The sequence below is a fragment of the Streptomyces sp. NPDC088706 genome, assembly GCF_044752765.1.
GTDB lineage: Bacteria > Actinomycetota > Actinomycetes > Streptomycetales > Streptomycetaceae > Streptomyces.
This window is the reverse complement of record NZ_JBIVLW010000021.1, coordinates 79,110-90,023: the sequence shown is the minus strand read 5'-3', so window position 1 is coordinate 90,023 and position 10,914 is coordinate 79,110. Positions and strand designations below refer to the sequence as shown.

The window sequence follows — 10,914 nt, the reverse complement described above, 5'->3', positions numbered from 1 at the left end:
ACCACCGTCCAGGCACTCGCCGCAGCCGTCCAGGGCATCGACGCCCTCAACAGCGGCGACGTCGGCGTCCGCTCCCTCCAGGAACACGCCGAGCATCTGACAGCGGCCCGCGACTAGCAGCCCAGCAGGGGGACACCGGAAACGGTGTCCCCCTCTCTGTGAGGACATCTCCCCATGTACAAGTTCTTCTTCCGGCTGGTCTTCAAGCGGATGGACCCCGAGCAGGCCCACTACACCGCCTTCCGCTGGATCCGTCTCGCCGCCCGCATCCCCGTTCTGCGCACCTTCGTCGCCGCCGCTCTCGCACCCCGCTACCAGGAGCTGCGCACCGAGGCGCTCGGCCTGCGGATGCACGGCCCCTTCGGGCTGGCCGCCGGCTTCGACAAGAACGCGGTCGCGATCGACGGCATGGCGATGCTCGGCTTCGACCACATCGAGATCGGCACCGTCACCGGGGAACCGCAGCCCGGCAACCCCAAGCAGCGCCTCTTCCGCCTCGTCGCGGACCGCGCACTGATCAACCGCATGGGCTTCAACAACGAGGGCTCCGCCGCCGTCGCCGCCCGTCTCGCCGCTCGTCGCCCGGTCTTCCGCACCACGGTCGGCGTCAACATCGGCAAGACCAAGGTCGTGCCGGAGGCCGAGGCCGCCGCCGACTACGTGAAGTCCACCGAGGCCCTCGCCGCCCACGCGGACTACCTGGTCGTCAACGTCTCCTCGCCCAACACCCCCGGACTTCGCAACCTCCAGGCCACCGAGTCGCTGCGCCCGCTGCTGACCGCCGTCCGGGAGGCCGCCGACCGTACCGTCACCGCCCGTCGCGTACCGCTGCTCGTCAAGATCGCCCCGGACCTCGCGGACGAGGACGTGGACGCGGTCGCCGACCTCGCCGTGGAGCTGGGACTCGACGGGATCATCGCCACCAACACCACCATCGCCCGCGAAGGTCTCGGCCTGCGGTCGGACCCCGCTCTGACCGCCGAGACCGGCGGGCTCTCGGGGGCACCCCTCAAGGAGCGCTCCCTGGCGGTCCTGAGCCGTCTGTACGCCCGTGTAGGGACCCGGATCACCCTGGTGGGCGTCGGGGGCGTCGAGAGCGCCGAGGACGCCTGGCAGCGCATCCTGGCCGGTGCCACCCTCGTACAGGGTTACAGCGCCTTCATCTACGAGGGCCCTTTCTACGCACGCGCGATCCACAAGGGCCTCGCCGCCCGGCTGGCCGCATCCCCGTACGCCACCCTCGCCGAGGCCGTCGGTGCCGAGACCCGGAAGAAGGCCGCCCTGTGACCCTCGAACCCTTCGGCGCACGGCTGCGTCACGCCATGGACACCCGCGGGCCGCTCTGCGTCGGCATCGACCCGCACGCCTCCCTGCTCACCTCCTGGGGGCTCGACGACGACATCGCGGGCCTTGAGCGCTTCACCCGGACCGTCGTGGAGGCGCTGGCCGACCGGGTCGCCGTCCTCAAGCCGCAGTCGGCGTTCTTCGAACGGTTCGGCTCGCGTGGCATCGCCGTCCTGGAGAAGGCCGTCGAAGAGGCACGCGCCGCCGGGGCGCTGGTCCTGATGGACGCCAAGCGCGGCGACATCGGCTCCACCATGGGGGCCTACGCGGCGACCTATCTCGACAAGGACTCCCCGCTCTTCTCCGACGCGGTCACGGTCTCCCCGTACCTCGGGTTCGGCTCGCTGCGCCCGGCGCTGGACGCGGCCGCCGTCTCCGGGGCGGGCGTCTTCGTCCTCGCCCTCACCTCCAACCCGGAGGGCGCCGAGGTCCAGCGCGCCACCGCCGCCGACGGGCGCTCGCTGGCCCAGCTGATGCTCGACCACATGGCCGCCGAGAACGAGGGGGCGGCTCCGCTCGGCTCGGTCGGCGCGGTGGTCGGCGCGACGCTCGGCGACGCGGGGGTGGACCTGGCGATCAACGGACCGCTCCTCGCACCCGGCATCGGCGCCCAGGGAGCGACCCCGGCGGATCTTCCGGCGGTCTTCGGCGACGCGGTCGGCAACGTCGTGCCCAGCGTGAGCCGGGGCGTGCTGCGCCACGGTCCGGACGCGTCAGGGCTGCGTGCGACGGCCGAACGGTTCGCGGACGAGGTCCGCAGCGCCGTATCCGGCAGTTGACCCTGGCATGTTTATGGGCCGTTGACGAAATCCTGACCGGAAACCCGGTGGTTATGCGGTAAATGTCCTGGTCGGCCAAGGCTGACCAGGACTTTTCGTCTGTTCTCGCTGACTACAGCGGCCTTGGCCGCTAGTCTCCGTCGAGAGCAGCCGAGCACAGTGTGTTCGTCGCTCACCTGGTGGAGGGCGTCCAGCTTCCCCACCGGTCCGTATCCGACAGATCGACATCCGAGGTGACGTAGGCGTGGCTCTTCCGCCCCTTACCCCTGAACAGCGCGCAGCCGCGCTCGAAAAGGCCGCCGCGGCTCGCCGGGAGCGGGCCGAGGTCAAGAATCGACTCAAGCACTCCGGCGCCTCCCTCCACGAGGTCATCAAGCAGGGCCAGGAGAACGACGTCATCGGAAAGATGAAGGTCTCCGCCCTCCTGGAGTCCCTGCCGGGCGTCGGCAAGGTCCGTGCCAAGCAGATCATGGAGCGTCTCGGCATCTCCGAAAGCCGCCGGGTCCGGGGGCTCGGCTCCAACCAGATCGCATCCCTGGAGCGTGAGTTCGGCGGCAGCCCCGCCTGACGTTCTCAGGCACTGCTGAGAACCTGGATAATCGCTCCATGGCTGCAACATCCCGGGGGACGTCCCCCGTACCCCCGGACGTACGTCCGCGGCTGACCGTGCTCTCCGGCCCCTCAGGGGTCGGCAAGAGCACGGTCGTCGCTCATATGCGCACCGTGCACCCCGAGGTCTGGCTCTCCGTGTCGGCGACGACCCGCAAGCCCCGCCCCGGGGAGCGCAACGGCGTCCACTACTTCTTCGTGGACGACGAGGAGTTCGACAAGCTCGTCGCCAACGGTGAGTTGCTGGAGTGGGCCGAGTTCGCGGGCAACCGCTACGGCACCCCGCGCCGCGCCGTGCTCGACCGCCTGGAGGCGGGCGAGCCCGTCCTGCTGGAGATCGATCTCCAGGGCGCCCGGCTGGTCCGCCAGTCGATGGACGACGCGCGCCTGGTCTTCCTGGCCCCGCCGAGCTGGGAGGAGCTGGTGCGCCGGCTCACCGGCCGGGGCACCGAGGCGCCCGAGGTCATCGAGCGCAGGCTCACCGCCGCGAAGGTCGAGCTGGCCGCCGAGGCGGAGTTCGATACGACGCTCGTCAACACCTCCGTCGAGGACGTGGCCCGTGAGCTGCTAACGTTGATGCTTCAGGCTTAGATCTCTTTGATCTTTGATCTTTACCCCCTTCGGAAGGCAGAGAGTGTCCTCTTCCATCACCACGCCCGAGGGCATCATCAACCCGCCGATTGATGAGCTCCTCGAGGCCACCGACTCGAAGTACAGCCTGGTCATCTACGCCGCCAAGCGCGCGCGTCAGATCAACGCGTACTACTCGCAGCTCGGCGAAGGCCTCCTCGAGTACGTCGGTCCGCTCGTCGACACCCATGTGCACGAGAAGCCGCTGTCGATCGCGCTCCGCGAGATCAACGCGGGCCTGCTGACCTCCGAGCCCATCGAGGGCCCCGCTCAGTAAGCAGGACACCACCTCGTTTCCCCTCAGGCCCGGCGGCCCGTCCGCCGGGCCTGCGGTGTGCCCGGGGCCGGGTGAACCGGCTCCGCGCGGTGAGGCAGCATGGAGTCACGTTCTTTACGTTGCCGAGTGCGGGGAGACGCAGTGGACAAGCCGAAGGTCGTCCTGGGGGTCAGCGGGGGCATCGCCGCCTACAAGGCGTGCGAGCTGCTGCGCAGGCTGACCGAGTCCGGGCACGATGTACGGGTCGTCCCGACCGCCTCGTCGCTGCACTTCGTCGGCGCGGCCACCTGGTCGGCGCTCTCCGGCCACCCCGTCTCCGAGCAGGTCTGGGACGCCGTGCACGAGGTCCCGCACGTGCGCATCGGGCAGGGCGCCGACCTCGTCGTCGTCGCTCCGGCCACCGCGGACATGCTGGCCAAGGCCGCCCACGGGCTCGCCGACGACCTGCTCACCAACACGCTGCTGACCGCCCGCTGTCCGGTGGTCTTCGCCCCCGCCATGCACACCGAGATGTGGGAGCACCCGGCCACCCAGGACAACGTGGCGACCCTGCGCCGCCGGGGCGCCGTCGTCATCGAGCCCGCGGTGGGGCGGCTCACCGGCGTCGACACCGGCAAGGGCCGGCTGCCCGACCCGGGCGAGATCTTCGAGGTCTGCCGCCGGGTGCTGGCGCGCGGCGTCACCGAGCCCGACCTCGCCGGCCGCCACGTGGTGATCAGCGCGGGCGGCACCCGCGAGCCCCTGGACCCGGTGCGCTATCTCGGCAACCGGTCCTCCGGCAAGCAGGGGTACGCGCTGGCGCGCACCGCGGTGGCCCGAGGCGCCCGCGTCACCCTGATCGAGGCCAACACCCAGCTGCCCGACCCGGCCGGGGCCGACGTCGTACGGGTCGGTACGGCGGTCCAGCTGCGCGAGGCCGTCCTCAAGGCCGCCGCCGAAGCGGACGTCGTGGTGATGGCGGCGGCGGTGGCCGACTTCCGGCCCGCCGCGTACGCCCCGGGCAAGATCAAGAAGAAGGACGGCGAGGAGGCGCCCGTCGTCTCCCTGGTCCGCAACCCCGACATCCTCGCTGAGGTCGCCGCCGAGCGGGCCCGGCCGGGGCAGCTCGTGGTGGGTTTCGCCGCCGAGACCGACGACGTCCTCGCCAACGGCCGGGCCAAACTCCGCCGCAAGGGCTGCGATCTGCTCGTGGTCAACGAGGTGGGGGAGCGCAGGACCTTCGGCTCCGAGGAGAACGAGGCGGTCGTCCTCGCCGCGGACGGAACGGAGACCCCGGTGCCGTACGGACCCAAGGAAACGCTTGCCGACACGGTCTGGGATCTGGTTTCGGGACGGTTTCCCGAGATGTCACAATCAACCCCCGGCCGAGCCAGAACGGTTCATAACCGGGCAGAATGACCGCCCGGAAGGGTGGATTATCCTTCAGATGTCCGCCGCGTCACCGGCTGTCGCGCTCCAAAGGGCGAGACGCGTGCCCCGGCCGCCGGACACGACCGATAAACTGGTCGACGGCACGTGCCGAGCGCAGCTCTCGGCCGTACCACCCATGATCAGCCAGCAGCCGCTGCAACCCCAGGGAGCGATGTGTCCCGCCGTCTGTTCACTTCGGAATCTGTCACCGAGGGTCACCCCGACAAGATCGCTGACCAGATCAGCGACACGATTCTCGACGCGCTGCTGCGTGAGGACCCCGCCTCGCGTGTCGCCGTGGAGACCTTGATCACCACCGGTCTGGTGCATGTCGCGGGCGAGGTCACGACCAAGGCCTACGCCGACATTCCCACCCTCGTGCGCAACAAGGTGCTGGAGATCGGTTACGACTCCTCGAAGAAGGGCTTCGACGGTGCTTCCTGTGGCGTCTCGGTCTCGATCGGCGCGCAGTCGCCGGACATCGCGCAGGGTGTCGACACCGCGTACGAGCAGCGGGTCGAGGGCGATGAGGACGAGCTGGACCAGCAGGGCGCAGGCGACCAGGGCCTGATGTTCGGGTACGCCTGTGACGAGACCCCGGAGCTGATGCCGCTCCCGGTCCACATCGCGCACCGCCTCTCGCGGCGTCTGTCGGAGGTGCGGAAGAACGGGACGATCCCCTATCTCCGCCCGGACGGCAAGACGCAGGTGACCATCGAGTACGACGGTGACAAGGCGGTCCGTCTGGACACCGTGGTCGTCTCCTCGCAGCACGCCAGTGACATCGATCTGGACTCGCTGCTCGCGCCCGACATCCGTGAGTTCGTCGTGGAGCATGTGCTCGGGCAGCTCGTCGAGGACGGCATCAAGCTGGACACCGAGGGTTACCGGCTGCTGGTGAACCCGACCGGCCGCTTCGAGATCGGCGGTCCGATGGGGGATGCCGGCCTGACCGGCCGCAAGATCATCATCGACACCTACGGTGGTATGGCCCGTCACGGTGGGGGTGCCTTCTCGGGCAAGGACCCCTCCAAGGTGGACCGTTCGGCGGCGTACGCGATGCGGTGGGTCGCCAAGAACGTGGTGGCCGCCGGGCTCGCCACCCGCTGCGAGGTTCAGGTCGCCTACGCGATCGGCAAGGCCGAGCCGGTCGGCCTCTTCGTCGAGACCTTCGGCACCGCGGCCGTCGACCCGGAGAAGATCGAGAACGCGATCGGTGAGGTCTTCGACCTGCGCCCGGCCGCGATCATCCGCGACCTCGACCTGCTGCGCCCGATCTACGCCCAGACCGCCGCGTACGGGCACTTCGGCCGCGAGCTCCCCGACTTCACCTGGGAGCGCACCGACCGCGTGGACGCCCTCCGCGCGGCCGCGGGGCTCTAGCGGCACCGCACGGCTCATGACAGCGGGGCCCGGACACCGAACGCGGTGGCCGGGTCCCGCTGCTGTGCTGCTGTGTGCGGGGCCGACGCTGTCAGTGCCGTCTGGTAGGAATTTGGCTGTGAGCAGCGAGAACGAGCAGTCCGCCGATCCGGGAGCCGGGGCGGCCGAGCCCGGGGCCGGGGCGCCGGAGCAGCTTGCGCTGATCCGGGAGACCGTGCGCCAGGCGAAGGTGCCGCGCGCCAAGCCGCGCACCTGGCGCGGCGCCGCCCTGGCCAAGGAGCTGCCCGTGGCCCGGGTGCTGGTGAACAAGGGGGCCCTCCACCTCGACCAGTACTTCGACTACGCGGTCCCCGAGGAGCTGGACGCCGACGCCCGGCCCGGCGTGCGGGTTCGGGTCCGATTCGGCGCCGGGCGGCACAATGTCCAGGGCGGGCGGCGCGAGGGGGGCGGTCTGATCGACGGGTTCCTCATCGAGCGCCGCGCCGAGTCCGACTACCAGGGTGCGCTGGCCGCCCTTGCCTATGTGGTCTCCCCGGAGCCGGTCCTCGGGCCCGAGCTGCTCGCCCTCTCCCGCGCCGTGGCCGACCGGTACGCGGGCAGCCTCGCCGACGTCCTCCAGCTCGCCGTCCCGCCCCGCAACGGCCGCGCCGAGTCCAAGCCCTCCCCGGAGCCGCTGGAGCCGCCCCCACCCCCGGAGCCGGGCACCTGGGAGCGGTACGGGCAGGGCCCCGCCTTCCTCCGCGCCCTGGCCGAGGGCGGTGCGCCCCGGGCGGTCTGGACGGCCCTGCCCGGACCGCACTGGCCCGCCGAGATCGCCCGCGCCGTCGCGGCGACGCTCTCCTCGGGGCGCGGCGCGCTCGTCGTCGTCCCGGACGGGAGGGTGGCCGGACGGATCGACGCCGCCCTGACCGAGGTGCTCGGTGCGGGCCGGCACGCCCTGCTCACCGCCGACTCCGGTCCCGAGAAGCGCTACCGGCAGTGGCTGGCGGTGCGCCGGGGCTCGGTGCGGGCGGTCGTCGGGACCCGCGCCGCCATGTTCGCCCCCGTCAAGGACCTCGGGCTGGTCGCCGTCTGGGACGACGGCGACTCCAGCCACAGCGACACCAACGCCCCCTTCCCGCATGTCCGCGAGGTGCTGGAGCTGCGGGCCGCCCAGGGCCGGTGCGCCTTCCTGCTCGGCGGAACGAGCTGCACGGTCGAGGCCGCCCAGCTCGTGGAGAGCGGCTGGGCGCTGCCCCTCCTCGCGGACCGGGAGCAGCTGCGGCGGGCCGCGCCCCTCATCCGTACGGTCGGCGACGGGGAGCTGGCCCGCGACGGTGCCGCCCGCTCGGCCCGGCTGCCCAGCCTCGCCTGGCAGACCGTGCGCGAGGGTCTGCGCAGCGGCCCGGTGCTGGTCCAGGTGCCCCGCCGCGGTTACGCCCCCCGTCTCGCCTGCGAGCGCTGCCGCACCCCGGCCCGCTGCCGGCACTGCGCCGGCCCCCTGGAGGCGCCGGACCAACAGGAGCTGAACTGCGCCTGGTGCGGGCAGGCCGAGCGCGCCTGGCACTGCGCGGCGTGCGGCTCCCACCGGTTGCGCGCCCAGATCGTCGGCGCCCGCCGCACCGCCGAGGAGCTGGGCCGGGCCTTCCCCGCCGTGCCCGTCCGCACCTCGGGGCGCGACCACATCCTGGACGCGGTGCCCGCCACCCCCGCGCTGGTCGTCTCCACGCCCGGTGCCGAGCCCGTCGCCGAGGGCGGGTACGCGGCGGCGCTGCTCCTGGACGGCTGGGCCATGCTCGGCAGGCCCGACCTGCGGGCGGGGGAGGAGGCGCTGCGCCGGTGGACGACGGCGGGGGCCCTGGTGCGGGGGCAGGACGAGGGCGGCACGGTGGTGATCGTCGCCGAGCCCACCCTGCGCCCGGTGCAGGCCCTGGTCCGCTGGGACCCGGCGGGCTTCGCCCGGCGTGAGCTGGCGGACCGGGCCGAGCTGCGCTTCCCGCCGGTCTCCCGGATGGCGTCGGTGACCGGTCCCGCCGAGGCCCTGGCGTCCTTCCTCGCGGCGACCGGGCTGCCGCCGGAGGCCGAGATCCTGGGCCCGGTGCCGGTCCGGGCGGCGGAGCCGGGGCGCCCGCGCAGACCGTCGGACATACCGCCCGGCGAGAGCTGGGAGCGGGTCCTGATCCGGGTGGTGCCCGGCCGTGGGGCGGCGCTCGCGGGCGCCCTCAAAGCGGCACAGGCGGCGCGCACGGCCAAGGGTGGGGGAGGAGAGCAGGTGCGGATCAGGATCGATCCGCCGGACATCGGGTGAGACCCCTGCGAGTGGGGCGGCGGGCCGGGGAGACCGCCGCTCCGGTGGCTTGCCCCGGCGTCCAGGCGCGGGGCTGCCCATGGCGGGTCAGGGGGCGTGCGTACGGTCAGCCGTTGCGCGGGCCCGGGAAGGCTCCCGGGCGCACTTCCTCGCGGGCCTGCTGCTGGTTCACCGACGGCTGCGGCGGCATCGAGCGGGCCGCGGGCACCGAAGGCACCGGGGAGATGGAGCCGCCGGAGGACGACGCCGGCAGGCCGGGACCCACGGAGACCGGGCGGGGCCTCGCCGCGCTCTCGGTGCTCGCCTCGGTGGCCGAGGACTGCGCGGTGGCCCGGCGCGCTCCGTAACGCCGGTGCACCGCCTGCTTGGTGACCCCCAGGGCCGAGCCCACCGCGTCCCAGGAGAAGCCGAGTGAGCGGTCGAAGTCCACCGCCGCGGTGACCAGGGTCTCGACGCTGTCCCGCAGCTCCTGGGCGAGGCGGACGGTGGGGGCCGGGGCCCTGCCGTAGACGACGAAGCCCGCGGAGGGGCCGGAGCGGCGCGGGCGGTAGACGTTGCCCAGCTGGGCGGTGAGTGTGCGCAGCGCGTCCACCTGCCGCCGGACCCGCTCGATGTCCCGCACCAGAAGGTGCAGACTGGCCCGCGCTTGGGCGTCGTGGGTTGCGTGGTCGGCCATGAAGAAGCCTCTCGAACCGGCGTTGAAAGGGATCGGGCCGCATGGGGCGGCCCGCTTCGGTCAATCTCCTTTGACCAACGCACGAGCCGGGTATGTGGTCACGCTATCGGGGCGTATGTGCATATGCACGGGGCGTGCGCGGCGCGCGTGCGCCCCCCGATCACCGGGCGGGCGCAAGCGGGTGAGCCCCCTCGATAACCGGGCGGGCGCAAGGGGGTGCCCCCCCCCCGATAACTGGGCGGGTGCGAGCGGGTGGCCCCCCGATGACCGGGCGGGTGCGAGCGGGTGACCCCTCCCGGGTAACCGGGCGGGCGCAAGCGGGTGACCCCCCGATAACCGGGCGGGTGCGAGTGGGTGACCCTCCGATAACCGGGCGGGTGCGCCCCCTGATCACGGGGCAGGCGGCAGCGGTTGAGCCCATCATGCGCTCCGGAGGCCACCCCCTAGACTGGTGTGCTGCTCGTCACCGTACGTCCTGGGCCCGAGAGGCCCAGGAGTCCGAGAAGCCCGAGAGGCAGTCAGCCACCCATGAAGCTCGTCTTCGCCGGCACCCCCGAGGTCGCCGTCCCCGCCCTGGACGCCCTGATCGCCTCCGGCCGCCACGAGGTGGCCGCCGTCGTGACCCGTCCCGACGCCCCCGCCGGGCGCGGCCGCCGGCTGGTGGCCAGCCCGGTGGCCGAGCGGGCGGCGGAGGCCGGGATCGAGGTCCTCAAGCCGGCGAAGCCCCGGGAGGAGGCGTTCCTCGCCCGGCTGCGGGAGATCGCCCCGGACTGCTGCCCGGTCGTCGCCTACGGCGCCCTGCTGCCCAAGGTGGCGCTGGACGTGCCCGCCCGCGGCTGGGTCAACCTGCACTTCTCGCTGCTGCCCGCCTGGCGGGGCGCGGCGCCCGTGCAGCACTCCGTGATGGCCGGGGACGAGGTGACCGGCGCCTCGACCTTCCTGATCGAGCAGGGGCTGGACTCCGGCCCGGTCTACGGGGTCCTCACCGAGGAGATCCGCCCCACCGACACCAGCGGCGACCTGCTCACCCGGCTCGCCTTCGCCGGCGCCGGGCTGCTCTCGGCCACCATGGACGGCATCGAGGACGGCACCCTGCACGCGGTGCCGCAGCCCCCCGACGGCGTCACCCTGGCCCCGAAGATCACCGTGGAGGACGCCCAGGTGACCTGGTCGGCCCCCGCCCTGCGCGTCGACCGGGTGGTGCGCGGCTGCACCCCCGCGCCCGGGGCCTGGACCCTGTTCCGGGGCGAGCGGCTCAAGCTCATCCAGGCGACGCCCGTCCTGGACCGTACCGACCTGGCGCCCGGCGAGCTGTCGGCGGCGAAGAACAACGTGTACGTGGGCACCGGCTCGCACGCCGTCGAGCTGCTCTGGGTCCAGCCGCAGGGCAAGAAGCCGATGAAGGCCGCAGACTGGGCGCGCGGCGTCCGGATCGTCCACGGCGAGCTGCTGGGCCTCTGAGAACCCGCCCGTTCGGGGCGCCCGGGGGCGGCGACGTACGCTGGGAGGGTTCGTCCCC

General features: G+C 72.6%; 10 protein-coding genes. 9 read left to right on the top strand and 1 reads right to left on the bottom strand.

Translation table 11 applies throughout. The features are described from left to right. The first annotated feature begins 174 nt into the window (after positions 1 to 174). From ACIQAK_RS30350 to ACIQAK_RS30315, 8 genes are all read left to right on the top strand, one after another. Complete coding sequence (locus ACIQAK_RS30350) at positions 175 to 1,287, top strand: quinone-dependent dihydroorotate dehydrogenase (RefSeq protein ID WP_366392133.1); 1,113 nt, start codon at positions 175 to 177, stop codon at positions 1,285 to 1,287. After that, entirely contained in the window at positions 1,284 to 2,123 is an 840-nt protein-coding gene (pyrF, locus tag ACIQAK_RS30345; protein WP_366392134.1) for an orotidine-5'-phosphate decarboxylase, read from the top strand. Before ACIQAK_RS30350 ends, pyrF begins: the two co-directional genes overlap by 4 nt. A 244-nt stretch (positions 2,124 to 2,367) precedes the next feature. Further along, complete coding sequence (locus tag ACIQAK_RS30340; RefSeq protein WP_003970367.1) at positions 2,368 to 2,691, top strand: integration host factor; 324 nt, start codon at positions 2,368 to 2,370, stop codon at positions 2,689 to 2,691. 38 nt (positions 2,692 to 2,729) lie between these two features. Further along, on the top strand, positions 2,730 to 3,323 hold the full coding sequence (gene gmk / locus ACIQAK_RS30335; RefSeq protein ID WP_366392135.1) for a guanylate kinase: 594 nt from the start codon (positions 2,730 to 2,732) through the stop codon (positions 3,321 to 3,323). Positions 3,324 to 3,366: 43 nt separating this feature from the next. Then, positions 3,367 to 3,639, top strand: coding sequence for a DNA-directed RNA polymerase subunit omega (rpoZ, locus tag ACIQAK_RS30330; protein WP_015607348.1), 273 nt, complete (start codon positions 3,367 to 3,369; stop codon positions 3,637 to 3,639). A gap of 141 nt (positions 3,640 to 3,780) precedes the next feature. Further along, positions 3,781 to 5,037 (top strand): bifunctional phosphopantothenoylcysteine decarboxylase/phosphopantothenate--cysteine ligase CoaBC, encoded by a 1,257-nt coding sequence (gene coaBC / locus ACIQAK_RS30325; protein ID WP_366392136.1) that lies wholly within the window; start codon positions 3,781 to 3,783, stop codon positions 5,035 to 5,037. A gap of 186 nt (positions 5,038 to 5,223) precedes the next feature. After that, on the top strand, positions 5,224 to 6,432 hold the full coding sequence (metK, locus tag ACIQAK_RS30320; RefSeq protein WP_366392137.1) for a methionine adenosyltransferase: 1,209 nt from the start codon (positions 5,224 to 5,226) through the stop codon (positions 6,430 to 6,432). A 118-nt stretch (positions 6,433 to 6,550) separates the two neighbouring features. Continuing rightward, positions 6,551 to 8,719, top strand: coding sequence for a primosomal protein N' (locus tag ACIQAK_RS30315; protein ID WP_366392138.1), 2,169 nt, complete (start codon positions 6,551 to 6,553; stop codon positions 8,717 to 8,719). Positions 8,720 to 8,825: 106 nt separating this feature from the next. Here ACIQAK_RS30315 and ACIQAK_RS30310 read toward each other — a convergent pair whose 3' ends face one another. Beyond that, positions 8,826 to 9,395 carry a hypothetical protein gene (locus ACIQAK_RS30310; protein WP_366392139.1) on the bottom strand — a complete coding sequence of 190 codons (570 nt, stop codon included), beginning with the start codon at positions 9,393 to 9,395 and terminating at the stop codon, positions 8,826 to 8,828. Between the two features lie 528 nt (positions 9,396 to 9,923). Here ACIQAK_RS30310 and fmt point away from each other — a divergent pair. Beyond that, on the top strand, positions 9,924 to 10,856 hold the full coding sequence (gene fmt / locus ACIQAK_RS30305) for a methionyl-tRNA formyltransferase (RefSeq protein WP_366392140.1): 933 nt from the start codon (positions 9,924 to 9,926) through the stop codon (positions 10,854 to 10,856). Positions 10,857 to 10,914: the final 58 nt, after the last annotated feature.